Here is a 24,988-nt window from a genome sequence, read left to right as displayed (position 1 = left end):
TTGTACACACACTCCTGGTCCTAGTTGCCTTTCTTTAAAATCTGACCCTTCGTGCCTTTCGTGAATCCGCATGCATTCGCTTCGTCGTAGTCAATATGCATATATGTTTCGTAGTTGGAACTCACTCGTATCAGCACGTCGTCAAATATGAGAGGACGCTTGCCATACACTTTAACCTGTACGATTTCGCCGTTCTTCACGTTGTATTTCTCGGCTTCTTCCGCTTTCACGTGAATATGACGCTGGGCTGCAATTAAACCTTGGTGGAGTCTAATCATATTGCTGCCTGAAGCGATTATAATGCTCGGGGTGTCTTCTAATTTCCCGCTTTCTTTAACGGGAACAGACAGGCCCAATACGACAGCATCTGTTTGCGATACTTCTACCTGTGATTCTTTACGTTCCGGACCGAGCACGACGACATTGTACAAAGCGCCTCTAGGTCCAATTAGCGTAACACGCTCTTTGCAAGCATATTGTCCAGGTTGGGACAGGTCGCGTGCTTTCGTCAATTGATAGCCTTTTCCGAAAAGCTCATCTATCGCTTCCCGGTTCAAATGAACATGCTTGCCCGATGCTTCGATTTCGATAAAGGTTTGTTCCTGTACTCTCTTGATTACTTCTTTCACAATATCTTCTACCAGTTGATTATTCACCATTCACACCTCATCAGTCGTACTGTCCTACGCGAATTCGGAACATCATGATCCAGAATAACGAAGACAGCCGGTTCAATGTCCGGATGATATCTTCGCGCTCTACGGACCCGTGTTCGTTTTTGAAAGCCTGGTAAGCCTGCAGTTCCGTCTCCCTCGTCAATGTGCGCAACGCATTTATGACAACAACCGCTTCGCCCATATCATAGCTGGGTTGGAAATGTTCTAATCCAAAGTATTTCTTGGGAAAATGGGACTGTTCACGCAATTCCTTGGCTGACATCCCAAGTAAATGAAACTCGTCTATACTTTCACTAAGTACTTCACATCGTACAATTTGCCGTACAAATAGTAAGATCTCTTCCAAATCATCGACCAGCTTGGTCATGTTAAGCTTGAAGCAGCTAATTTGGGATTCCAGAATTTTCGTTTCCAAAGAATCTAACTTGCCACGGAATACGATCCGAGGATGATCTTTAAATACAAGCATATTTCCATACAGATGAGTCATGTGCTCTGGCTTTGTTTCCAAAAAGCCGCCATACAGCGTACGAAAACGTTTTTTTCCTTCTGCCGGGTTTTGTAGACTGTCCAGTTTTTTAGTAATTTGCAGCCTGACTTCCTTCTTGGGTGCCGAGGCTTCGGTCTCAGTGACTCCGACATAACGAAGTTCAATCTGATGATCTGTCAAAAAACTTTTGGCGGAAGGTGTTAAAATCGTTCCAACTGCAGCCTCGTATACGGCAACATCTTGCAAATTCTGATTTCGAAAGTGCTTGCGCAGTTCGCTTTCTGTAATAACAGCCATATTTTCACATCCTTTTACACTCGGGCATCAGGGGCCGCTTGGCGATAGGATTGCGACAGGCGGGTAGACGGACGCGAGCATCCGCATCCGTCATAATCGTCAGGCCTGTCCGAAATTCGTTATTGTTCCACTGTTTTCGTCTTAGGCAAGATTGCGTCCACTTCAGAATGTGGTCTTGGAATAACATGTACGGACAACAATTCACCTACACGTTCTGCCGCTGCAGCACCCGCATCTGTTGCTGCTTTAACAGCACCTACGTCGCCACGAACCATAACTGTCACAAGACCTGCGCCGATTTGCTCTTTACCAATCAATGTTACGTTTGCAGCTTTAACCATTGCATCCGCTGCTTCGATTGCTCCAACCAAACCTTTTGTTTCTACCATTCCCAATGCGTTTGTGCTTGCCATAATAAATTTCCTCCTTGATGTATGTTGTTTTGTGGATTAACGTACAATCGAACAATTTGAACCTGTACTTGCATTTTCCGCCAATATCCGTTTTACAATTAGGTCAATCAATTGCTCTTTATTGACAAGATTTATAGCAGCCTCTTCAGATTGCATTTGCGGTACTGGCTCCATCAAATCTTCCAATTCCTTTACCCCGTAAGCCATTCTGCGGATGTTGAGCAGATTAAGCGGGCTAATGTTATCAGATGTCGAGCCGCCCCCTACCGCCCCGCAGCCTAGCGTGAGTGCCGGAGAAAGTGCAGTAGTTGCGCCGATGCCGCCAAGTGCGCCTGGCGTATTAACTAATAATCGGGACACTGGCTTCTTTAGAGCAAATTCACGAACGATTTCCTCATTCTCCGAGTGAATCATCATAGTATGTCCTGCGCCTTCCAGGTTTAATATCTCGATGCAGCGTTCACATGCCGAATCCCAATTGTCTTCCGTATAGAAAGCCAAGATTGGACCCAGCTTTTCGCGGGAATAAGGAACATTATTTCCAACACGAGTTTCTTCGGCTATCAGCACGCGCGTTCCAGCCGGAACTTGCAGGTCAGCCAGCTTGGCGATATATTCTACGCTTCTGCCGACAATCTGCGGGTTCATTGTGCCATTGGGCCGCATAATAAATTTGCTTAGTTTTTCTGCTTCATGAGTGGAAAGGAAATAAGCACCTTGCTTCTTGAGCTCAGCCATAACCGCTTCTTTACTGCAAGTTTCCACAATGATCGATTGTTCGGACGCGCAGATCGTACCGTTGTCGAATGTCTTGGAGTCCAAGATGCGTTTGACCGCAAGCTGAATATTGGCGCTCTTCTCGATGAAAGCCGGACCATTGCCCGGGCCGACACCGATAGCTGGTGTGCCGGATGAATAAGCTGCTTTAACCATAGCAGTTCCGCCAGTAGCGAGTATCAAGTTTACATCGTTATGCTTCATCAATGTGTCTGTTCCCTGAATCGATGGTGCACTCATAACACTAATGGCTCCATCTGGGCAGCCTGCAGCGATAGCGGCTTCGTTGACAACACGAACAGTCTCCATGATGCACCTTAATGCATTTGGATGAGGTGAGAACACGATGCTGTTGGCAGCTTTTATGGCAATCAACGCTTTATAAATTACAGTCGATGTCGGATTAGTAGATGGAATCAATCCTGCTACTACGCCGACTGGTACAGCCACTTGCATTACTTTGTTCGTCTTGTCATCCATTAGTATGCCAACAGTTTTCAAATTTTTAATCGACTCATACACATTCTTGGATGCAAATGTGTTCTTGACGATCTTGTCCTGCCAGCGACCAAAGCCGGTTTCTTCATTTGCCATTTTCGCCAATTTCTCACGGTGTTTGTAGCCCGCATCGGCAATCGCTTTTACGATGGCATCAATCTGTTCCTGTGTCATTACAGCCAGCTTAGCTTGCGCCTCTTTTGCCTTCTTAATCAGGTTGCGAGCTTCTTGAATGGATCTTAGGTCTTTATCCAATGTTTCCATCAACATTCCTTCTCTCCATTGGTATTATTATTACGAACTGGCCTTCTTCGTATTCTTGCCCCGCTTTACTGCAGGTGCTGACTCAAGGCGTGAATCCTTCGCCTTACCCCGGCTTGCCGGCCGAGTCTTTGCTTGCTCAAGAGCCACAACAGTATCGGCCTCAGGTCCATGCATGTTGCCTGTACGGCCGGAAGGCTTGCTTGTATCGGCTGCCTGCTTGATCGTATCGGTGATCGCCTTACCTGCATCAGCATCGGGCTTGATTTCACCAGCTTCCAAGGTAGCCGCAACGGCTGCCAGCTTTACATCAGCGGCTAGTGGGTCCGCTGTGCCTTCAGCAAGCTGCTCCTTGCTCGCGCTTGCATTAACCGGACTTGCAACCAAAGCGACTGTTTCCTCATGCAACCTAGGAATGACATGCCTTGTCAGGAGCACATCCAATTGAGTAGCTATCTCTGCTCCCGCTTCCACCGCAGCCTGCACGGCACCGACCTCACCACTCAGCTTGACTGTCACCAAACCGCCCTTGATGACTTCCAAACCGATGCAGTTGACACCTGCTGCTTTCAAAGCTGCATCCGCAGCTGCGACTGCTCCCAAATACCCTTTTACTTCTATTAGGCCTAACGCGTTATATCTCATTGGCAGCTATCCTTAATAACTCGTCGGGTTGTCTGCGACGAATTGTACCGATGCTGCAAAAGCGTCACATGCTGCCTTGCAAGCAGATTGGCTGCCCGTCAGCAGAGCACCGCCGAAGTTAGTCTCGGAAGGCGGCCCGAAGAAGGTAGCAATCGACACATCGGCTGCCTTTAGCGCCGCATCGAGCGCAAACATCGCTTCCATCGGAGGCGCGATCAAATACGCCAGCGCTTCGCCTTCTTTAATGTTGGCGGTCTGGGACAAATATGTTCCTGTACGGGAGACTAGATGGGCAAAATAAGGGATGCTGTTATCATCATTCGCGCTGAGAAAATGAGCTCCGTTCTCGATAAATTCAACGGCAGCGTTCAAGCCGCTGCGTACTTCTGCCGGGCTTGGACCTGCCAGAATGCCGATGACCTCGCCCACCAGCTTGGTGGAAGCATTGGCCGAGCCGGCATACATGCTTCTTGCATATGCAACCTCCACATCAGCTGCTTTAGTTGCTTCGTCTAGCGCTGCATAAGTGACATCGTCAATATCAGCAGTAATGATCCCTAGACTTTTGTGGTGAGATTTCAGTTCCAGTTTGTTAGCCATATCAGGACTTACGTTAGAAATGAGCTTTAAGCCCAACACTTTTGCATGAATGGGTTCGTTTCTCATACGAGCCTCCTTGCATTGCTATATTTTCAAATCAATACCCGAAGCTTGTCTGTCTATCATCGTCTTAATCAATTCGGCGATATGCGCCCCCGCTTCTACCGCTGGAGTACCTCCCGAGTGAATGTTCGAGATTACAGTGCGTCTCGCTTCTGGCATGCCTATTGTCGGTCTATAAGCGATGTATGCACTCATCGATTCAGCCGTTACGAGTCCCGGTCGCTCGCCGACGAGTAGACAAACCACATCCGCTCCGGTGGCTTCTCCAATTACGTCCATGGAAGGAACTCGGCAGTGCTTGACGAACAGAATGTCGCCGACTTCGATGCCATACATCTTGAGTCCCTGCGCGATGGCAGGTACAATGTCACGCAAGTTCGCTTCAATCGCTGCCGAACTCAGACCGTCTCCGACCATTAACTGTACCTTGGCCTGTTGGGCTGTATTCTGCCTAATATAGGCAAGTGTCTCTGTAGAGAACTGACGGCCCAGATCCGGACGAGTAATATACTCATCCTTGTCCCGGCACAGTGTTTCAACCGCTATAAGGTTCATTTCTTTCACAAAATCCTCGGACACGTAGGAAAACACAGCGTCTTGGGCGGCGGCATGGTCAGCACGGAATCGTAAAGACGTAAGCGTCATATAGCGCGGGCCTGCACGCCAAACTCCAAGGCGTGCGGGTGTTTTTTCTTTCATCTTGAGGTATCCCTCCCGATCAGCTGGCTCTGGTACCAGAAGCAGCTTCCGAAGGTTGATTTCCGTAATATCGTCCAGACATTCTCCGCTGTCTACTTGCACTTCTACAGCTGTTTTGTTTTGCAATTGTCCAGAAGAGACCGGGCTGACCACGGCCTGTTGGGCAGGAGCTTTTGTATTGGCAGACTTGGCGGCTCCCTCCGACTTGTCTCCTACCATTTCCATCAGAATCGATTCAATCATCGACTTCAGATCTTTTTCATTCATAAGAGCTTCCTCCTTTCCTACTTAAGAAACACAGATGCGTCTCCGGCTTTTTTAGTCAGCTTGCCGTTTTCGATAAAACCCATCTTCTCCATCCATTGCTCAAACTCACGGATCGGACGCAGCCCAAGCAGTTCACGTAATGTTGCAGTCTCGTGATAACCGGTTGTCTGATAGTTCAGCATGACATCGTCGCCATGCGGGATACCCATGAAGAAATTGCAGCCCGCCGTTGACAATAGGACAGCCAGATTTTCAAGATCGTTCTGATCCGCCTTCATATGGTTCGTATAACATGCGTCGCAACCCATCGAAATGCCACTCAGTTTGCCCATGAAGTGATCTTCCAGACCAGCACGGATGACCTGCTTCGCGTCGTATAAAAATTCGGGACCGATAAAACCGACCACAGTGTTGACGAGAAACGGGTTATATTTTTTGGCAAAGCCATAGCATCGCGCTTCCATCGTCACTTGATCGACCCCATGATGGGCTTCGGAAGACAGCTCAGAACCTTGTCCCGTCTCAAAATACATCACATTCGGACCTGTCACCTGTCCATGTTGCATAACAAGTTGCTGTGCTTCATCAATCGTTGCTGCGTTGAAACCAAATGCTGTATTGCCCTTCTCCGAGCCTGCAATCGATTGGAAGATGAGGCCTGTTGGTGCGCCGCGCCTTACAGCCTCCATCTGAGTCGTTACGTGTGCCAGTATGCATGTTTGCGTAGGAATATCCCACTTTTGCCTGAATTCTTCAAAACGCTTCAAGTTGCGCATGACGCTCTCCACGGAGTCATCCACCGGGTTAAGGCCAAGTACCGCATCACCGATACCAAAGGTCAAACCTTCCATTAAGGAAGCCATAATGCCATCGGTATCATCAGTAGGGTGATTCGGCTGCAGACGAGCAGACAAAGTACCTGAACGTCCAATCGTCGTATTGGCGTGAGCCGTAACCCGAATTTTTTTGGCTCCGTATATCAGATCAAGGTTGGACATAATTTTGGTAACTGCTGCTACCATCTCGGCTGTAAGTCCACGTGATACACGCTTGATGTCAGCTTCCGTCGTGTTATCGTTTAAAATCCATTCCCGCAATTCTTCCACGGTCCAGTTCTGAATTTCGCTGTAAATGCGTTCATTGATTTGATCTTGAATAATTCGGGTAACCTCATCCTGTTCATAGGGAACCGCGGGATTGTTGCGAAGGTCCGACAACTTAATTTGGGATAGCACTACCTTCGCTGCAACACGCTCTTCTGCCGATTCAGCTCCTAGCCCGGCAAGCTTATCACCCGATTTTTCCTCATTTGCTTTTGCCATGACATCCATAAGTGTTTTGAATTGATAAATATGACCAAACAATTTAGTTTTCAAAATCACAAAAGATCCTCCTTCCAAATTCTACTTAGGTTAGTTAAACACGAGAGTCTTTACGACGACGGGCAATACTTTGCCGCCTGCGATCGGCTTGCCAATGTCAATATAGTCTCCGTTATCAACTTGAATGCTGTCGATACATACGACATCCTTCTTGTAACCAAGCAGGGCATAAAGTGTCTGACCAAGCACCTTCGCCATATCGTGATGGACTATTACAATAAGCGGGTACTCACTTTCGAGAAGCTCTGCCATTCCTTGATGCAATCCATTGGCATACTTCTGAACGTCCAGAAAGCTTGGATTGTTCTTTCCTTCCAGCGCAATGGCGACTCGCTGCAGATCATTGTTCAGCTTGAACCAATTCAATTTGTCGGAAATGGCTCGCTTCAGTACCTCAGCGTTTCCCGATTCATCAATAGCTGCGAGCTTCAGAATCGGAATATTCTTAATCGGAAAGCTCTCTTCCGTATAAGTAATTGTGCTGCCGCTAATCTCGGTCGTATGTGAACCAGCGCCCACGACAGTGGCGCGGATCGTCTCGACTGGTCTGGCAACAGTCATCCGCTGAGTAAGAAGGGAATCGGCGATTGCCCTGCCGAACAGGATCCCAATATCCCCATACTGAAACACGTCGCCCTCCACTTCCTGATAGATGCAGTCAGCTACCCCGCCCGAGAAGGAGATGCATGGAATATTCCGATCCAGCTTCAACCCTTTGTTCGTAAGGATAGTGTCGTAGAAGTCGTCTGGCGGCCGCAGGCCGACACTTTCTTCGAGCAGCTTGACCATCTCCCCGATTATCGGCGCCAGAACGGTTGTTGTCGCCTGCTGGCCAAGGGTCAACTGTATTCCCCTTCGCTCCGCAAGCAATTTGATCTTGGGTGCGATATAAGTAATCTCGTGCGTCTCTGGATTGACTCTAATCAAACGCCCGCCAATATCGAGACATCCCGTGTCCAGCAGCTCGCCACCATAGAATAGCGCCAGATTGCTAGTGCCTCCGCCAATATCGATATTAACGATAGAAGTGGAATGCTCCTTGGAGTATGTATGTGCACCCGCCCCTTTAGCGGCAATGATGCTTTCCAAGTCCGGGCCTGCGGTAGCGACCACGAAATCTCCGGCAAAGCCGCTTAACGACAGCAGCACTTCGTTGGCGTTTTCTTTACGGGCAGTCTCACCAGTTATAATGACAGCACCAGTCTGAATCTCTTCTTTGCGAATGCCAGCTTTACGGTACTGCTCATGTACGAACTCCTGAATTTGCTTCACATCAATTCGGTTATCCGCCAGCACGGGCGTAAAACAAATATCGCTCCGATAAACCACTTCCTTATCCGTAATAACTAGGCGGGGAACCGAAAAAGAGGATGCCAGGTTCTGAATATGCAGCTTCGACAGCACAAGCTGTGTCGTTGATGTCCCCATATCGATCCCTACGCTCAACAATTGTTCGCTCACTCTCTCACCTCCATCTCTTGGTTTCACATACATACAAACAAAGAGGCCTAAAGTTATTCCAACTCACTAATAGCGGGAATTTATAACCTAAGCCTCATTGCTTATACGACTACGACTTTGTAGCCTGACTATTCATTTTTTAAAAGCGAACGCAACAGTCGTCCCATCACCACTCGACGTAATGACTAGCTTTCCTTTTAGCTTGTCCTTCACATAGCTGTGAACAATGGACAACCCCAAGCTCTTGTATGAACCATCGCTAGTGGAAAATCCATTCCCGTTATCTGCCACTTTCATGGTGACCAAATCGCCTTCCATTTGTGCATTTACAGTAATCATGCCATCCATACCATCTTCAAATGCATGTTCGCAGCTATTTTGCAAAAGTTCGTTGACGATCAATGCAATCGCTGCGGACCGATCGCTATCTAAGTAGATGCTTTGCTCTGCTGTTATCTCGATATGGATATTTTTATAATCTACAAAGCAACGTTGTATATTGGCAGAAACCAGCTGAAGTATGTCAAGCAAATCAACATGCGATTCGATCTCCTTTGATAACAGCTCATGGGTTGTCGCAATGGCAAGCACTCTGCTGACGCTATCGTTTAAGTATCTTTTTACTTCCAGGTTTTCGCTCTGCCGCCCTTGTATACGGAGTAATGATGCGACTGTCTGCAAATTGTTTTTAACCCGGTGGTGAATTTCACGAATTGCTGCCGAGTTGGAAATGATCTGTGCTTCCTTTTCTTTAATTTCCGTTACATCATGTATGATGACGCAAACAAGGAAATCCCTCTCCACAATAAAAATCCTCTTCACCTGATAATAGCAGCTTGCTATCTTCACAACTTTAGCTATCGGACTGGAAGGAGAAGAATAATATTCCTTCATAACACCCGAAAAGGTCGTTTGATCCAGAGACAAATGGTCATAATGCAATTCCTGAATGTCCTCCAAATAGCCTAGCCGCCGGTAATATACGTCTGCCTTTAAGTTCTTGAGCTTTACAAAGCCGTCTTTGTCAAATATAAGAACGGCATCCTCCAGCTGATCAATGATCGAATGCAGGACACCATATTCGTTCTCGCGCAGCGCACTCTCGCTTACAATCGAGCGCTCGTACAGTGAGTTGCCCGTGTCCGAACGATTAGGGTACACTACAATTGCCTCATTCTCCACGCAGGACAAAACGTCGATGAATCCATCATCCTGCTCAGCGGACATTTCGAACGACTCGGCCATTTCTGTAATCCGGACGATGTCAGCGTCGCTCAATCCCGTACGACGTTTACAGAGATACGCGATTTCTTCCTTGAAATCATTCATAGGAAATGACGATCGTTGTGGCAATTTCCTTCATCGGACACCGTCGATCCATACTGAGTTTGCGCAAGATTTGATAGGCCTCCTCTTCGGTACAACCGCTTTCCTTCATCAGGATCCCTTTCGCCATCTCCACCGCTTTCCGCTCTTCCATCTTTTCCGACAGCTTCGACAAATCATGTTCCAGCTTGCGTATTTCCTTGCCTCTCGCAATCGTTACTTTCAGCGTCGGAATGAACGATTTTTCATCAAGCGGTTTTACAATATAACCAAGTACACCAATAGCCGATGCTTTTTCAACCGTTTTTTTATCACTGAAGGCAGTCAAGAGAATAACTCCACCTGTCAGTCGATCCGCTATGATTCTTTTACTCGCCTTTAACCCATCCAGGATTGGCATTTGAACATCCATAATGACCAGATCAGGTTGATGTATTTTGCATAACTCAATGGCCTCAAAACCATCAGAAGCTTCACCTACCACATTGTAGTTCGCCTCTTTCAACATCCCATGAATATCCATTCTTGTAATAGGTTCATCGTCGACTATTACAATTTTTCCATTCAATTGCATACACCTCGTAGTCTGTCTAGATTTACTTGTATGCTGCGAATCTTCTTTGGCTTGGAATGCCTGGAGGAGCTTCTTACGTTTTCAAATAAGCTTGCAGTTCTTCCATGCCTACATTTTCCATGGACGAAACCTCGAAAATCCGTTCCACTCCTGCCGCTTGCAGATAATCACGCGCTTTCGTGATGTCCTCATCTGACTGAGCCAGCTCAACCTTGGTTACAATTCCGATGACCGGTTTAGCGAACATCGTTGCAAAGCCTGGCGGGAAATAGCTTTCTTCCTTTGTGCAGTCTTGTACAAGTCCGATCACATCGGCATCAACGCTAGAAACAAGAAGCATTTTATATAAATACCTGTTCTCTAGACATTCTCCCGGCGTATCGATAGCTTGTTCAAAATTTTCGATGGCTTGCGTTTTCTTATAGGCCATCTCCTGACCATGCAGTCGCTGACACAATGTCGTCTTGCCTGATCCGGTGCTTCCAGCAAAAATAATTTTCCTCATAACACCGTCTCCTATGTTCTCGTTATCTTCGCAGCTGAAAATCCGAGAATGTTCTGCAAGCCAAGCAGCACTTCATTTATGGCAGAATCTACGGAGGATACATCACCTGTTATGACTAGCGAGCCGCTGAATCGATCAACGAAGCCAATCTGCACGCCAGCTGCTTTAGTTGCTATGTCGGCCGAAATGATAGATGCTTCACTCGGCGTAATAGTCATAATGCCGATAGAAGCTTGCACATCGTTTCCCAGTCCCAGCTTCTTGTATATTTCCGGGTTAGGATTCGCAATTATATGAGCTAGTGTTACCTGTTTCCCAGGAACATATTCTTGAATTACTCGTTGTTTTTCGTTATGTTGTTCGTTCATACCATCATCCCATCTCTTTGTTTCTTTTATTGAATTGAACTTTAGGTCTGAAACATTTTGTTCAATATGCCAACGACATCCTTAGCAGAGGGAACACGTGGATTGGTAACCGTGCAACCATCTTTCAGAGCACTTTCGGCAATCTCTTCTTTCCTTTCTTCCAGTACGCTCAACTTCACGTTACATTCTTGCAGCGTTTGCGGCATTTCTAATTGTTTCTGCAAATGCTTGATCGCCTGCACAAGACTGCGCACGCCACTCTTGGTGTTCGAAGCCGACAGACCCAACATCTTGGCGATCTCAGCATATCTGTCAGCAGTTTCATTACTCCCCTCTTTGCTGTAACCCGGCTTGTAATCGGCATTGAATTCAATTACATGAGGCAGCAACAACGAATTCATCCGCCCATGCGCAATCTTGAATTTCGCTCCGGCCACATGCGCTATACCGTGATTTAGTCCAAGTGAAGTAATGTTGAACGCCATTCCCGCCAAGCATGAAGCGTTATGCATTTTCTCGCGCGCCTCCAAATTGTTTCCATCCTTATAGGCTCTTGGCAAATAAGCAAATACCAGCTTTATCGCCTTCTCCGCCAAAGCATCGGAAATATCGTTCGCTTTCGTCGATACATATGCTTCAATCGCGTGGGTCAAAACGTCCATTCCCGTATCAGCGGTAATGAAGTCCGGCACACTTTTCACTAATACTGGATCCAGTATCGCTTCTTCCGGCAGCATTTCATCGGACACAATCGGGTATTTGACGTTCTTGTTCTTGTCGCTGATAACGGAGAAAGACGTGACTTCTGATCCCGTTCCGCTCGTTGTCGGAATAGCCACGAACGGAATATCGTGCTGAGCCAATATTTTTTTCGCAAAAAACTTCATCGCCTTGGCCGCATCGATTGCTGATCCTCCGCCAATCGCGATTATCAGATCAGCTTGGAACGATCCAAGCGCCTCTACGCCTTCTGTCACAATCTCAAGCGGCGGATCAGGCACGATATTGCTAAAGATGTATTGTTCGTTGCTTTCATGCAGCCGTTCAAACAGCATGTTTATCATCCCAGACTTGATCATGAACGGATCAGTGACGATAAAAATCCGTTTATTCTTCCAAACCGTCAGGCGATTCATCGCGCCCTCTCCTAGATAAATGTCGGTTTTTATAGAAATTTTCTCCATGAAGGCACCTCCAAGTAATAATTGGCAAAAAAGAGACCTTTAAAAGAACGATTCCTTTAAAAGCCTCTTTGCTTATCACATATAATGCACGCAAAGTGGTTTGCACCAAACTTCCATTGCCTATAACTTCTTCTGTTATGCATGACAATCAACTATTGGTATTATTATTTGTGTAATCTCATCAAATATACAAAGTTAATTTGATGCGTATTCTACGTTATCAGTGGCAAGTTGAATTGATTCACTACCTTTTTCGAGAAATTCGACAAGATTCAGATTCAGGAAGAACTAGTTAACCTGATTGTACGCATGTTGAAGCAAGGGAGAACGAACAAAAGACTGCCAGTAGGCAGTCTTTTGTTCGTTCAATAAGGTGTTGTAAATAGATAATCACAATCCCAGTTTATGTCCCTTTTCTAAACGTTGGATTTGCTGTTCACCATTATCCGCTAGTTCCCGGAACTGGTCGATCGTTTCTCGCATCTTAGGAAGTGCTTCCTGTTTGTAGGTACTGATTGAATCTAGTGCGGATAATACATCGGTAAACGCTTGTTTTAAGGTCTCTACGGAGATGTTGGCTTGGAGAGATTGCTTATGAATTTGAATTCCTTGATCTTTCAACATCCTGGAAGTTCCAGAGATGAACTCATTCGTCGTTTGGTTTAAAAGTTCAATTTTTTTCAATACAATCTTTTGATTGTACAGTGCACTAGCCACCGTTACAGAAATTTTTAAGGCTGAAATTGTCACGTTTTTAGCTCTGTCCACGCCTCGAATCAATTCTTTGTTGTTGCGGGAGACCACTTCAATCGCCATAATTCCCTGTTGGTTGACGACCATCATTTGTTGCATATCCATCACCCGTTGACGAAGTGGGAATAGGACCTCTTCGGTAATGAAGCGAATTTTATCTGGATCTTCATTGCGAGCCTTGGCAGCTTCGATCTGCGATTCAATGGATGTGTCCATCAATGTACCAAGCTCGATTTCCTTTTGTAGCTTTTTGGTCAAATCGCGCAGCGCTTGTTGTTCAATCTCGAGCGTCGTATTGTCATTCTTCAGGGTTGTTTTCCCTTTATCTAGGGAGACAACAATATCCGCAATCATCGAGTCAGCTTTCTGATATTTCAAGAAATAAGCGCGTAATGGATTGAATAATTTACCTAACAATCCTGTTTTCGTAAAATCGATGACGCTTGGGTCCAGATCCTTTAATTGTATATGCAATTCAGTTAAGCCCTTCGCTACTTGACCGCCCTCATCTCCGGTTTTGGAAAGGTTACCTACTGAAACCTGCAGTAAATTGTTTTTACCTGAGGAAGTTCTCATGGTATTCATGCCGAAACTGTCAATCGATTGCAGGATTTCTTTCCGCTTCTCCAGCGAATCTAGATCTAGATTCATGATTGAGGCGACATTGGATTCAGCTAACGCTTGAAGTTTAGCCACCTCTTCGGGAACGGGTTTAACCTCTTGCTCAATAGCTGCTTGAATTTCTTCCGGACTCACAACTTCCATCGAAAATGACATAGGGATCCTCCTTTAGATTAGAGTTACATTTGAACGTTAAACAGGTTCGCAATTTTATAGACAACATCATCTGTATCTGCATTAATACTTGCTGCTTCATTAATACTCGAGATGTTCTGCAACGCTTGAATATCTGCATTATAACCGATGGTGTATATCGGAACTTTGTAGGTTGCAACAAGATCCTTGATATCTTTGAGGGAGTGTCCTCGATTGGTCTCGCCATCACTTAGCACGAATATCATCGGCTTCATCGATGGATTGACGGCTTTCTCATCTTCAAGCATTTTTAATGCAACAATAATTCCATCAAATGTAGCCGTACCTCCGTCCGCTTGTAGGCTATTCACCGCACCAACGAACATGGATTGCTGCGTCGTGTCGTACTTTTGAATCGGCAAATTAATGGTTACATCATTGGAGTAAGAAACAAGACCGATGCTATTGTCTTTCCCCAAATATTTTTGTCCTTTTAGAAGCGATTCCTTTAATCGATTAATGGGTTCACCGGCCATACTGCCTGATACATCTGTTACAAAAACAGCTGCAATCGGTTTACTTCCATTTTTCTTTTCTTTCCATATTTTTTGTGCGGATGAAATGAGGCCACCTTCTATGACAGCAAGTTCTGATTTATAATCGTTTAGCTCATTAAATCCTTTTTCTTGAGCCATTTTTTGATATTTATCTTGCGTCACAAATTCAGCAAATTTCTTAATCACATCTAATTTGTCCTTCGGGAGATCACCAAGCGCGTACAGTGGACTGTCGTGTCTTATACCAAAGGGTGTAAATACGTACCCGCTTTTTAAATCATCTGTGTTGAGATAGGTTTGATATTCCAGCACAAAGCCATCCAGCATACCCGATTTCGCAGCGTCGCGCATTTGAATGGTTGTCGAAGCAAGAAAAGGAACGTTCTCTTGGAATTTCTCAAATCCTTGGACGGCTTTATCACTAAGGATATTCGAGCTGTCAAACGTATTGAGCGCTGTTACAAGAAAGTTTAAGCCTGTTGAGCTTGCAAAAGGATCTGTATAGCCCATGCTGAACTCATTATTTGCGATCGCTTCCGTAACTGTTTTGACATTCACAGAACCATAAGATGCTACAAGAGCATCATGTTTGGCTTTTGAAATAACAATACCAGGAACGTTTCCTACGAGCCGCTCGGATATAAGTTGTGTTTTAACTCCGCTAGCCTTAACCATTTCGCCCCATAACTCATTCGAAGGGGTATACGCATCAGGTATATATTTGCCGGATTTAATATAGTCAACAGCCGTACCGGAGGCAATATTACGAATCTTGACAGAAGCAGGCTTCCCGTTCACTTGGATCTTCGCGTTATTAAACTCTGTTGCAACATCCGCTAGCCATCCATCCATTCCAGTTCCGGACTTCTCGGGTGAAGAGAATATCTCCACAAAATTTTTGGTCGTGTTATTCACTGTGATAGGGAACTTCGAAATATCCGGCAGTGTCTCTCCAACATCAGCTGGATTAATATCGATTTGACCTTTCACAGGTGTTTCGGTCGTCACGGAAATATTGGAGTAAAGCTTGTTAAGCTGCTTCCCTGCGTCTTCAGAAGTAACCTGCGATTTCGTTTTCCCCAGGTTCGAGGTAAAGTTCACTCCAAGATAGACAAGGATAAATACGACAACTACCATTAAGACTGATACTAGAAATTTTTTCTTTCCAGTCATTCGCTGCACCTCACACTATTTATAGTATTTTGTTTGCTTGATTAATGCGTCTAACTCCTGCATGCAAGACAGTTGTTCAATGTCTCCGGGTTCAATATTGTCTAAGCTGGATATCTCTAATAGAAGTCGATCGAACTTTAATAGAATTTCCTCATTATTGGAAAGTGAGCTTTTCATGGATGAGAGGTAATCATGATATACGTTTGCTTTTTTCTGGAGAAGTTCTGTGGAAAAACCGGATGACTTGCGATTAATAATTTTATTGAATTCGGATTCGTCAAAGACAAGAAGAATGTTCAATATATTCCTAATGTTCAGGTAGAATAGATTCTCAACTTCTTGGGATACGGACGCAAACTTCTTAAAACTCATCTCTGTTTCTTCAAATCGCTGCTTCAGAACATGGATCAGGGTACTTTTCCTCTTCTGCATTCGCTCCATTTGTTCTAAGGCCAAACTTATATCACTTTCGATTCCTTTTACATGTCGATATTGAGATAGATTTTCGACATATTCTTCGTACGTTTTGATTTCTTTCACAGGAATCATGACGGGTTTCTTGAACAGTAAATGATAGATTCCGTATACGAGTACCCATGCGCTGGCAAATAGTAATGTAACACCCGTTGCTGTTGAGAGGGCGCTTGTTCCGATCCGTACGCCTATGAACCCAGGTGAGAGTACGAGGATATTAACTACAACTACGATAAGCATTAGACCTATTAGTTTGATCATTTTTGTACTAGACAACATTAATCCTCCTCTGCAAATATTACAGGACAAGTTAGCAATGAACGAGGGTATATTAGATTTCAGATGCCTTGCGATGGCGTCGTGCAATGGTCGATAATGTGTTGTTATGTGATCTCTGAAGGTTCTCAGGTTCTTCTAGGATCGCTCCTTCTTGAACGAAATAAGTATGTATCTCCATCCACTGGTTTTTCATCACTGCATTATATCTACGTTGCATTCCAGAAAAAGTAACAAGCAATATCCCATCCGATTTACGAATCTCACTTGGACTAAACTCACCGCGCTCTAGAGCTTTACGAATGGTCGCTCCCCCGCCTTCGATTCCCCACAGTCGAGCCGCTTCGGATAAACCGAATACTTCATTAACGCTGATGCCATACGGAGGAAACGATGGAATGGGACCTTGAATCATAGAGAGCTCATCTTTCGCAAATACCTGTCTATGGCCTTGCAACCTTTCCCCTTGAACATCGTAAGAAATAACAGAAATGATTACTTTTCCATCTCGTTCCAGGATTTTTCGAACCATCTGTAAATCCTGAAAAGGCATGATCTCGTCCCGGGCAGGAAAAATAGATGCGGGCCACAGTCTTTCACCATTCGATAAAATAACCTGAAAACACAATAGATGCCCCATAAATTCCTCCATCTATGTTCCAAGTAATGGTATTCCAATATGGAAATAATACCATTGTCACGAAATCGTGACAATTAAAATTTTTAATTCCATGTCCCATGGGTAAGAACAAAGTAAAGGATAGACGGCGGATTCCTCACAATTTCACAAATTCAATTATGACAAAAACAGCGTCCCCCTATGTTGCCAAACAAAAAAACTTCTGCATCCAATCGCAGAAGTTTCTAAATAGTTTCCATGAACATCCCATCAATGGAAGTACGTGCAGGTCATTAGAGCGCCGAAATCCGCTGTTGGATACGCGGAAACAGCCCAAGGGCATTCTCGTAAAATACTTTTTCGTGGTGTTGCTCAGGCACCAGTCGGCGTACGAATTCCGCATACAGGTCGATTGGCGCAAGCGGCCAATCGGTTCCGAACAGCATTTTCTCGTAATGATCGGAATATACCAACGCCCGGCGAAAATGGTCCATGAACAGAGGTTCGTTCATGAACCGTTCAAAATGGGGCCGATCACCGACAACGAGGCCGGACAAATCGGCATAGACGTTCGGATTCTTGGCCACCACTTCGGCAGCGTCCATCACCCAGGGATCGCCCAAATGGCAGATCATAAAGTTCACACCACGCTGCTGGTAAGCTAATTCATCCACGGTAAGAGGATGCGAATACTTGAGTAATCCATTCATCGAGTACGTATCGCCTGTATGAATGACCACGGGCACGCGGTACTTGGCAGCCAGCTCATAGATCGGTGTATAGATTTTGTCATGGACGTAATGATGATAGTACCCGGCATATAGCTTAATTCCCGCTACCTCGGGAGCTTGAAGCCGCGATTCGATTCGATCCAGCTCCTCTTGGGCGTGCTTCCCTGTGAGCATGTTCGGATTGATGCCCACGCATTCCATTAAGAACGGTGGAACACTGTCTTCCAAGTCAAGGCCCATTGGATTGGGTGAAGTGGAGTCGGGAAAGGCTCCCTTCGTTTGTTCCGTAACCCCCATTCCAATGCCGAGAACGACGTCGTTCTTGTCAAACTCCGCCTTGAGGCCAGCGGCTGTGTAATCGACTTTGGAAAGATCCCTCGCTGTTTGATGAAAGCTGTCGATGTCGGACAGATGAATGTGAATATCAATAATTGGCATTAGTGTTCTCCTTTTCGTCAGTAGGACTAGCAAAGGTCAGCTTCAGAAGGCCACGTACATCTTCTAGATTCAGAGTGTTCTCCCCCACGATCAAGAAGGTCGGCTGTGTCCAAGCGGTTTCTCCATTCAGAAGTGGAAGATGGTGATTCACACCGTAAGTGAACACCTTATTGTTCACATAAGAGGAAGCCCTCTGATTGGGATAACTATTCACAATATTCAGCATGTCCTTACGTGAATCCGCACCGATTCGCAAGAGCCCCTTGGACTCCAGATGAGCCTCCACCTTACCAAGAAGGAACTTGCCTTCCTCGGGGAGTTCCATCCATCCTTCGGAAAAGATAGGCGAAGGCTTAAAGTAACTATCCTCCGATAGCGAATACTGCGGCAGAACTACTCCACTTTCGTTGGTCACCGAATGCAGTACACAGAGCACAGGGACACCGGGCAGCATAAGATAATGCTGATTGATTGTGATCCCCCGGTTCGCTTCCTGCTTCTCAATGGAAGTCGTTATCCGTAGTCCCTTCCAGACGCTGCCGTGAACATCAATTCGCTCCGCCCAAGCCATAGTTCTCGGCTCCTGCTGCCGACTGAATCCACCCAGACCGGGAATTCCCACGCCGAGTCCACCGTGCCAAGGATTCCACCAGGAACGCGGGACCGCTTCCGGATAGGAGCTGTCGAGCCATTCTTCTCCTTTGTGTTTCAGGGAATGAACGATACTCCCGAACTCAGGGGCAGCCGCTATTGAGAGAATTCCGTTGCTCACCGTGTAAATGGAACCAGCCGAGCCTTCTTCCATCGCGCAAACGACGGTTGTTTCCGTCTGAGGGAACCAGACGCCCGACCGCTCTTGAACGCGATCCTCTCCGCGATAGACGACCCGGATCTTCCTACCGGATTCGCTGTGTCCCGTCAATTCCATTTCCTCAGGGGAGAGCTCAAAGCCCGCGGAGCGTAAATCCTGCTCCCTTTGCAACTCGATATCAGCCGCTATCCGCTCCGCACCGCCATCGTTTTGCACATACAGTTCTAGGCTCCCAGCAAGCGGAATCATCTTTCTTTCGATTAGTTCTGCATGAAGCGCCCCCGCCGCAAACGGATTTCCGCCGCCGAGCGTTAATTCAAAATGATCGTCCAGCACCGGTACGACCGGATTCCGTTCCTTCCGGGCGAAGGAACGGAAATCCGACCACTTGGCGAAGGTATTCAGAGCAAACACAGTCACCTTCGTCCGCACGACATCTCCGGCCGGAATTCGGCCAAGATTATGCTCCAGTCCAAGCGGATATTCCGGGCGAAGCAGCTTCAGTGAAGGGTCCCAACAAATTCCGCATGTGACGTTCTCTTCCTTGCAGAACAGCCAGTTCTCCGTGATCTGGGAGCTGTCCCAATGACTCGGATCGCCAGTGTAAGCGTCGCCCATGTCCACGTAATGGCCCTGGTATGGCAGGATGAGCCGTTTGCCGAAGAAACCGAAATTCGTCAACACATACAAGGTCTCTTCTAGCTCTTTGCTGGTGGTATTGCAGATCTCATGATGAAATTCAGCGATTCCGTTTGCGAACAGCTTGGTTACCGATTTTATCTCTACGCCCGGGAATTCTTCCGACTCGTAGAGGGCTTCGAGAATCTGGCTCTCCCCTTCCGAATAGATCTTTACTTCTTTGGCACGCTTCTTTGAGAATTCTTCCGCGAAGGGCTTGCCTAGCTTCGGAAAGGTCCACCAGAAGTTGTGGCTGGAGCCGGGATATTCGATCCACATTCCATTGTCGATCTTGTTGAAATGGAGAGAGAATGCGCCATTCACAGCTACCCACTGATCTCCGTCCTCTCCACCAAAACGGCCATATCTTCCCTTCATTAGAACAGATAGTTTACTTGTGAAGGAGACGGCGTTCTCTCCCGCTGGAATAGCCGTCACCTCAACATCTCGTGAGTAGAGCCCGTAGGACCGCAGGGTAAAGGATACCGGTACAGAGGCTTTGCTCTTAGCCGGAACCGTGAAGCGTACCGTACGATCTGCCCATTCCAGGAAATCATCCTCCGGCAAGTCAAAAGCGAACTCCGCTTCCGAGGCAAAATTATTCTCCACGTTCAAATATAGTTCGGCCGGAAAGCCCGGATACAGTTCACGGGTTGTAAGCGCCATTTTCATCTTGAGAGGGAATTTTGGGGCGACACCCATGCGAAATTCAGCCCGCTTGCCTCCGATGATCCATTTGCTCATAACAACGGGATGGGTCTTCTTATCGTTCTGTTCCTCCCGAACAGGATCAAGCTCAAACTCACCCTCCACGGTGATCGTTTCTCCCGGAGCAAGCGTTGGCGCAGCGGCCAAGGCAAAACGAATATTCTTGTCGTTCTGGCCCTTGATCTCAATCGCCAGCTCGGTAGCAGATCGATTCTTGATGTGATAGCGAATCTTATAGGCCGAGCCAAACACAAGATCGTGGTCTTCGATCTCAGTCGAGATTTCATAGTCGGGTGTGTCAAGAGCGGTCAGCCCGCGACCGGTCTTCTCGAATTCTGCCCGCAAGGAGAGTTCTCCTTTTTGCCAAGTGTAATCAAAGAAATCAAAGCCACGCTCCCGACGTCCATCCGGCTGGATGGGGAGTTCACGGGTGCTATCCGCGTACCAATCCAGCTCCTCGAAATAAGGAGCAAGCGCTTCCGTTTGCAGAACGGTTGGAATGAAGTTCATCAGATGGACGTAATCTTCATTTTTTTCCCAGAAGAACCCGCATTTCTTATACATCGGCACTGCCTTGGTGTTGCCTGCCCAGGTAAACAGATCAAGACGCGGCCAACCCGCTTCGACTGTCTTTCGGACGGCGTTCAAAATCAGATTGCGGCCGACTTTGTTACCGTGATAATCGGGTCGCACATTCAATAGTGGCACATACAAGGCCCCTTCGTCTTGGCGGTAGTGAGCGAAACTACATAAGCCGACAACCTCCTTGCCATCGACGGCGAGAAACACATAAAGATTGGACGAAATCTCCATCTCTCTGCGCACACTATCCTCTGTTCTCTGATTGGTGCCTCCTCCCCAGCTTTCGTTGCTGCGGTTCCACATCTCAGCGACCTCTCCAGCGTAGGAAGGATCATATTCGATAATGCGGATTTGCGTCGCAGTGGTATTTTCTGTCATGAAATCATCTCCCTATTGAAAACTGGTCCTATGAGTTCTAATTATACTATTAATTGGAAGTATATGAAGGGAACAAAAACATTTTCTCCTCAACAAAAAACTCCCGCGAGTACAAAGCCGCAGAAGCTTCTAAAAAAATGATTCATGTGTACCAACTCATCTCACAATTTATAATTTCGGAGCGGCTTTCCATACCTCACCAAAACATGCCATAAGAGTTTTAATTCCTGAAGTACTTCTTTATCGGTTCCTCGGTCACTCCAAGCAAGCGGGTCGTGCTTCACGTCCATTGCGGCAGACCCAATCATACTAACATCTATATAACCGTTGTGTGAAATGCGTTTCGCCAAGGAAGGCATCGATGGACCTCGAAAATCTACTGGTACTTCGTCTACCCCCATTGCAAAACCCTTGTGCCAATAGAGCTGGATGGAAAACTGTATACATATTTGCTCCAAGATTCTTCCGATGGGAGTACCCTTGAATGAAGGATCGGCTACTAGGACTTCCACATCTTCCTTCAGACGAATGTCGCCATGAACTTGGGCTTCAATATAGTGATTGAGATTGCGATTGGCCTCACGGCTTGAAGGATCAGCGAATGGCTTTATGAGATGATCCCGAAGATGGTCGATTAATTTTCGTGGTGTCAGATTTTTTTCACCTAGAGCGAAATCCCTATTGAAAACCTCTTTCAATAGGGCTGCCAAGATATCATCAAACGTCGTGTAAGTACCTTTCTCTTTTGGGTTTTGATGTGAATCCAAATAGGTGTATGTACTGCGATAAGAAACATCAGGGGCTAGAAGGAAATAGCATGAGCCAAAACGCGGAGCCGGCCCATCTGGATGCAGCATCAAATCAAGCGCGCCATATTTGGGACGTTGGCTGTTCGTCGAGCCTTCTTTTTGATATGCCCCTCCAAAAAGATCCTTCTCCCACAAATCTCGTTCACCGCCGGGGTAAGCTGATACGCTGCCATTCGATAGTAAGGTTTCAAATTGGCTCTTATACACTCCCTGCTCCAATAATGCCTCTGCAACACTTTTCTTTGCCGGATCAAGTCTATCTGGATGGAAATGTAGCGCAATCCTCGCATGCGACTTTATTTTGGCAACAGCATCTTCAAATGCTTCCCGATCTATATTAGACATTTGAAGAATTTCATGGATGGCTCGAGTCGCTTCATTTTTTCGGCCTCGTGCGTAATTCGAAACATATTCTAGAGCGGATAATTGTGACCCTGACAGTTCCTCAATGAGCCGAGACTCCCTTTTATTAGAAGCATTTTCATCGCATTTCCTCTTCATTGCTTATTCGCTCCTTTCTTTGTCTTATTTTCGCGTCTCTCTATATCAAACGCTTCTTCACTTCACGCTTACCCATTCATTGTATTACACGCATACGCTATTACTATTTATCGGTATATTTTGGCATAACTTATTATTTCATTCAAGTACACAAAGACACTACCTCATACTGTACGGTAGTGTCTAGTGTCTCTTGCTTAGATCCGATCAATTAGCGATCCACCCTCTTTTAGAGCGTGCGAAACTTCATATCCTTACAATCGATATGGAAGGTAAATGTTCGCTTTTTACTTTTTCCATGAAGCGAAAGTTGCAAGGTTACGTTGTCTATATTTTTCTCCACCAAACCTTTAGCACTTACCCAACCATGTATTTCTTTCTTGGGTTTAATTGTAACGTTTCCAAAATCAGGATTCACAGGAGATATTCCCACGGTTTCAGACTGTTTACCTGCGACATTATCGTTCGCCTCTACGAGCGTTCTGGGCAAATCAAGTGTGATGTTCTCATTGTCTGTATTGTTTTTGATTGTGACTTCAAAGTCAGTCGTACTTTCTGTAATCCTAATGGCATGTACAGTAACTTCAACATCTTTCATTTTTTTGGTAATAGGAATTTTCTGCAATTTCACATTCCTGTCGCTAGAAGTTGAACCCTCTTTCTTTTGATCATTCCTGTTTGAGTTCAATTTGATGTTTCCATTTTCAAAAGCAACCTCGTATCCAACAGCTTCTGCAACTTCTCGAACTGGAAGATAGACTTTACCATTTATTGAAACCGGCTTTTCACTCAAGACTTGCTCTTTATCATTAATAAATAGTTTATAGTTTTTGTTATCCGCTGATAAGTTCGATGCAGATGAAATCCCTGTGAAGAAAATAGCACCGCAAATAAATCCTGTAGCTAATTTTTTCATACTTCATTCCTCATCCAATGTTCGACGTTAATTTCAATCGTGGTGTCCTCTAAAGCTTTAAATTTATGTTGAACGGGTTCGCCGCTTGAATCCACCTCAACGATTCCATCCTGTCTACTGATTTGGTAGAGAAATTCAGCATGTAAAGGCACTTGCAGTTGATTGTAGTACGTACCCTTGCTCGGATCATGAATCAGAGGAAACCAAGCATACAGTTTCATATCGATGAGTGTATTTAGCGGAACATGAACAACCATGTCCAAGGTCACACACTCTTTTTTCTCATCAACAACACGAATCTCTGTAGTAGCTTCCAAGTCCTTGTATTTAACGGCTACCGAGGTGACACCTGTTTTCTTAGGCACGATGGTTCCGTTCGCTAATACTTCCGCGATCTCTTGATCTTGCACATGATAAGCCGCTCGTAATAAGGACATTTTAAAGTCATCCCCAAATTCTAAAATCGCGTTCAGTCGGCTTGTAGGACCTACAATACCAACCTCTTCACAACCGATTAACGATAATGAGCGTGCTTCACCTTTCCTTCCAAAAAAATGAATGAGTGGAGATGATAATCTTGCTGCCCAATCTTTCTCCACATGAGCAGCTCCAGGATCATTGAAATAGATCAATTGGTTGTCGGCTTCGTACCCTAAATCTACGAGTTCCTCAGTCACTGCACGGGTATGCTTCTCCATGACTAAAGTACCTTCCGTGCTCCCTAAATCAATCCATATTTGGGATAGGGGTTGCTTCGATGTAAAAGTATGATAAAGCCTGATTTCTTCGAATGAAATGGGATCTACACAATAAAAATAAGGGGAAACGATAGCTAGTTTACCGAATATATCTGGATTACGAAACCCGATATGATAGGTAACTTGCCCGCCTCTGGATGAACCCATCAACGCTGTGTGTTCGGGACCCGTTTTCGTTCGAAAAACCGAATCCACGTAAGACTTCACTTCTTCAATGATAAACTTTTCATATAGATGACCTTTGGGGTGAATCGAAACTTTATCAAGTGGATACAACACGCCTTCCAAGTCATGGGTATATTCGTCGGATCTCTCTAATCCCATGTTAGGAATACCTACAACGATGATTTCTTCCATCTTATGCTCATGAATCAATCGATCGACGGTTTGATCTACATGCCATGAATACCCATTAAAGGCGGGATGGAAAATATTCTGCCCGTCATGCATGTATAATACGGGGTATCGCTTCGTCTTGTCGTACGAATAACTAGGAGGCAGATAGACAAAAATATCTCGCTCATTATCCAAATGCGTCGAGTAAAAGCTCTCAATCCTCAAAATACTAGACTTGTATGTCATT

At 45.7% G+C, this 24,988-nt stretch carries 23 protein-coding genes; all 23 read right to left on the bottom strand.

Annotation, left to right across the window (positions count from 1 at the left end; translation table 11 throughout):
• Positions 1-20: 20 nt before the first annotated feature.
• Complete coding sequence (gene eutD / locus MNQ98_RS12475) at positions 21-656, bottom strand: ethanolamine utilization phosphate acetyltransferase EutD (RefSeq protein WP_241933916.1); 636 nt, start codon at positions 654-656, stop codon at positions 21-23.
• A gap of 13 nt (positions 657-669) precedes the next feature.
• The gene (locus MNQ98_RS12470; protein ID WP_241933449.1) at positions 670-1,464 is read right to left on the bottom strand and encodes a cobalamin adenosyltransferase; all 795 of its coding nucleotides are present in this window, start codon (positions 1,462-1,464) and stop codon (positions 670-672) included.
• 119 nt (positions 1,465-1,583) lie between these two features.
• Positions 1,584-1,877: a BMC domain-containing protein gene (locus tag MNQ98_RS12465; RefSeq protein ID WP_241933448.1), complete on the bottom strand. Its 294-nt coding sequence runs from the start codon at positions 1,875-1,877 to the stop codon at positions 1,584-1,586.
• Between the two features lie 36 nt (positions 1,878-1,913).
• A complete protein-coding gene (locus MNQ98_RS12460) occupies positions 1,914-3,416 on the bottom strand; it encodes an acetaldehyde dehydrogenase (acetylating) (RefSeq protein ID WP_241933447.1) in 1,503 nt (500 codons plus the stop codon).
• Positions 3,417-3,446: 30 nt separating this feature from the next.
• Positions 3,447-4,058, bottom strand: a complete 612-nt coding sequence (locus tag MNQ98_RS12455) for a BMC domain-containing protein (protein ID WP_241933446.1) — start codon at positions 4,056-4,058, stop codon at positions 3,447-3,449.
• Positions 4,059-4,070: 12 nt separating this feature from the next.
• Entirely contained in the window at positions 4,071-4,724 is a 654-nt protein-coding gene (gene eutL, locus MNQ98_RS12450; protein WP_241933445.1) for an ethanolamine utilization microcompartment protein EutL, read from the bottom strand.
• Positions 4,725-4,742: 18 nt separating this feature from the next.
• Positions 4,743-5,687, bottom strand: a complete 945-nt coding sequence (gene eutC / locus MNQ98_RS12445) for an ethanolamine ammonia-lyase subunit EutC (protein ID WP_241933444.1) — start codon at positions 5,685-5,687, stop codon at positions 4,743-4,745.
• A 17-nt stretch (positions 5,688-5,704) separates the two neighbouring features.
• Entirely contained in the window at positions 5,705-7,069 is a 1,365-nt protein-coding gene (locus MNQ98_RS12440) for an ethanolamine ammonia-lyase subunit EutB (RefSeq protein ID WP_241933443.1), read from the bottom strand.
• Positions 7,070-7,099: 30 nt separating this feature from the next.
• Positions 7,100-8,530, bottom strand: a complete 1,431-nt coding sequence (eutA, locus tag MNQ98_RS12435) for an ethanolamine ammonia-lyase reactivating factor EutA (RefSeq protein ID WP_241933442.1) — start codon at positions 8,528-8,530, stop codon at positions 7,100-7,102.
• Positions 8,531-8,662: 132 nt separating this feature from the next.
• Positions 8,663-9,859, bottom strand: coding sequence for a histidine kinase N-terminal domain-containing protein (locus MNQ98_RS12430; RefSeq protein ID WP_241933441.1), 1,197 nt, complete (start codon positions 9,857-9,859; stop codon positions 8,663-8,665).
• A complete protein-coding gene (locus MNQ98_RS12425; protein ID WP_241933440.1) occupies positions 9,852-10,424 on the bottom strand; it encodes an ANTAR domain-containing response regulator in 573 nt (190 codons plus the stop codon). Before MNQ98_RS12425 ends, MNQ98_RS12430 begins: the two co-directional genes overlap by 8 nt.
• A gap of 79 nt (positions 10,425-10,503) precedes the next feature.
• Positions 10,504-10,935, bottom strand: a complete 432-nt coding sequence (locus MNQ98_RS12420; protein ID WP_241933439.1) for a EutP/PduV family microcompartment system protein — start codon at positions 10,933-10,935, stop codon at positions 10,504-10,506.
• A gap of 11 nt (positions 10,936-10,946) precedes the next feature.
• Positions 10,947-11,303 carry a BMC domain-containing protein gene (locus MNQ98_RS12415; protein ID WP_241933438.1) on the bottom strand — a complete coding sequence of 119 codons (357 nt, stop codon included), beginning with the start codon at positions 11,301-11,303 and terminating at the stop codon, positions 10,947-10,949.
• Positions 11,304-11,344: 41 nt separating this feature from the next.
• Complete coding sequence (locus tag MNQ98_RS12410) at positions 11,345-12,487, bottom strand: 1-propanol dehydrogenase PduQ (RefSeq protein WP_241933437.1); 1,143 nt, start codon at positions 12,485-12,487, stop codon at positions 11,345-11,347.
• Between the two features lie 390 nt (positions 12,488-12,877).
• On the bottom strand, positions 12,878-14,017 hold the full coding sequence (locus tag MNQ98_RS12405) for a toxic anion resistance protein (RefSeq protein ID WP_241933436.1): 1,140 nt from the start codon (positions 14,015-14,017) through the stop codon (positions 12,878-12,880).
• A gap of 23 nt (positions 14,018-14,040) precedes the next feature.
• Positions 14,041-15,726 carry a vWA domain-containing protein gene (locus MNQ98_RS12400; protein WP_241933435.1) on the bottom strand — a complete coding sequence of 562 codons (1,686 nt, stop codon included), beginning with the start codon at positions 15,724-15,726 and terminating at the stop codon, positions 14,041-14,043.
• Between the two features lie 15 nt (positions 15,727-15,741).
• Positions 15,742-16,479 (bottom strand): hypothetical protein, encoded by a 738-nt coding sequence (locus MNQ98_RS12395; RefSeq protein WP_347272253.1) that lies wholly within the window; start codon positions 16,477-16,479, stop codon positions 15,742-15,744.
• 52 nt (positions 16,480-16,531) lie between these two features.
• Complete coding sequence (locus tag MNQ98_RS12390) at positions 16,532-17,116, bottom strand: helix-turn-helix domain-containing protein (RefSeq protein ID WP_241933434.1); 585 nt, start codon at positions 17,114-17,116, stop codon at positions 16,532-16,534.
• Positions 17,117-17,388: 272 nt separating this feature from the next.
• Entirely contained in the window at positions 17,389-18,264 is an 876-nt protein-coding gene (locus MNQ98_RS12385; protein ID WP_241933433.1) for an amidohydrolase family protein, read from the bottom strand.
• Positions 18,251-21,421: a GNAT family N-acetyltransferase gene (locus tag MNQ98_RS12380; protein WP_241933432.1), complete on the bottom strand. Its 3,171-nt coding sequence runs from the start codon at positions 21,419-21,421 to the stop codon at positions 18,251-18,253. The genes MNQ98_RS12385 and MNQ98_RS12380 overlap by 14 nt, the downstream gene beginning before the upstream one ends.
• 161 nt (positions 21,422-21,582) lie before the next feature.
• Entirely contained in the window at positions 21,583-22,731 is a 1,149-nt protein-coding gene (locus tag MNQ98_RS12375) for a DUF3626 domain-containing protein (protein WP_241933431.1), read from the bottom strand.
• Between the two features lie 229 nt (positions 22,732-22,960).
• The gene (locus MNQ98_RS12370; RefSeq protein WP_241933430.1) at positions 22,961-23,647 is read right to left on the bottom strand and encodes a stalk domain-containing protein; all 687 of its coding nucleotides are present in this window, start codon (positions 23,645-23,647) and stop codon (positions 22,961-22,963) included.
• Positions 23,644-24,987, bottom strand: a complete 1,344-nt coding sequence (locus MNQ98_RS12365; RefSeq protein ID WP_241933429.1) for an alpha/beta hydrolase — start codon at positions 24,985-24,987, stop codon at positions 23,644-23,646. The genes MNQ98_RS12370 and MNQ98_RS12365 overlap by 4 nt, the downstream gene beginning before the upstream one ends.
• Between the last annotated feature and the right edge of the window lies 1 nt (position 24,988).

The sequence above is a fragment of the Paenibacillus sp. N3/727 genome (assembly GCF_022637315.1).
GTDB lineage: Bacteria > Bacillota > Bacilli > Paenibacillales > Paenibacillaceae > Paenibacillus_AQ > Paenibacillus_AQ uliginis.
This window is presented reverse-complemented; position numbering and strand designations above follow the sequence as displayed.

Excerpts from the sequence above, each read along its gene's own strand:
- MNQ98_RS12370 (WP_241933430.1), bottom strand. The coding sequence starts at position 23,647 with ATGAAAAAATTAGCTACAGGATTTATTTGCGGTGCTATTTTCTTCACA.
- MNQ98_RS12420 (WP_241933439.1), bottom strand. The coding sequence starts at position 10,935 with ATGAGGAAAATTATTTTTGCTGGAAGCACCGGATCAGGCAAGACGACA.
- MNQ98_RS12395 (WP_347272253.1), bottom strand. The coding sequence starts at position 16,479 with ATGTTGTCTAGTACAAAAATGATCAAACTAATAGGTCTAATGCTTATC.
- MNQ98_RS12385 (WP_241933433.1), bottom strand. The coding sequence starts at position 18,264 with ATGCCAATTATTGATATTCACATTCATCTGTCCGACATCGACAGCTTT.
- MNQ98_RS12375 (WP_241933431.1), bottom strand. The coding sequence starts at position 22,731 with ATGAAGAGGAAATGCGATGAAAATGCTTCTAATAAAAGGGAGTCTCGG.
- MNQ98_RS12405 (WP_241933436.1), bottom strand. The coding sequence starts at position 14,017 with ATGTCATTTTCGATGGAAGTTGTGAGTCCGGAAGAAATTCAAGCAGCT.
- eutL (WP_241933445.1), bottom strand. The coding sequence starts at position 4,724 with ATGAGAAACGAACCCATTCATGCAAAAGTGTTGGGCTTAAAGCTCATT.
- MNQ98_RS12470 (WP_241933449.1), bottom strand. The coding sequence starts at position 1,464 with ATGGCTGTTATTACAGAAAGCGAACTGCGCAAGCACTTTCGAAATCAG.
- MNQ98_RS12390 (WP_241933434.1), bottom strand. The coding sequence starts at position 17,116 with ATGGGGCATCTATTGTGTTTTCAGGTTATTTTATCGAATGGTGAAAGA.
- eutC (WP_241933444.1), bottom strand. The coding sequence starts at position 5,687 with ATGAATGAAAAAGATCTGAAGTCGATGATTGAATCGATTCTGATGGAA.
- MNQ98_RS12415 (WP_241933438.1), bottom strand. The coding sequence starts at position 11,303 with ATGAACGAACAACATAACGAAAAACAACGAGTAATTCAAGAATATGTT.
- MNQ98_RS12430 (WP_241933441.1), bottom strand. The coding sequence starts at position 9,859 with ATGAATGATTTCAAGGAAGAAATCGCGTATCTCTGTAAACGTCGTACG.
- MNQ98_RS12365 (WP_241933429.1), bottom strand. The coding sequence starts at position 24,987 with ATGACATACAAGTCTAGTATTTTGAGGATTGAGAGCTTTTACTCGACG.
- MNQ98_RS12400 (WP_241933435.1), bottom strand. The coding sequence starts at position 15,726 with ATGACTGGAAAGAAAAAATTTCTAGTATCAGTCTTAATGGTAGTTGTC.
- MNQ98_RS12410 (WP_241933437.1), bottom strand. The coding sequence starts at position 12,487 with ATGGAGAAAATTTCTATAAAAACCGACATTTATCTAGGAGAGGGCGCG.
- MNQ98_RS12455 (WP_241933446.1), bottom strand. The coding sequence starts at position 4,058 with ATGAGATATAACGCGTTAGGCCTAATAGAAGTAAAAGGGTATTTGGGA.
- MNQ98_RS12460 (WP_241933447.1), bottom strand. The coding sequence starts at position 3,416 with ATGGAAACATTGGATAAAGACCTAAGATCCATTCAAGAAGCTCGCAAC.
- MNQ98_RS12465 (WP_241933448.1), bottom strand. The coding sequence starts at position 1,877 with ATGGCAAGCACAAACGCATTGGGAATGGTAGAAACAAAAGGTTTGGTT.
- MNQ98_RS12380 (WP_241933432.1), bottom strand. The coding sequence starts at position 21,421 with ATGACAGAAAATACCACTGCGACGCAAATCCGCATTATCGAATATGAT.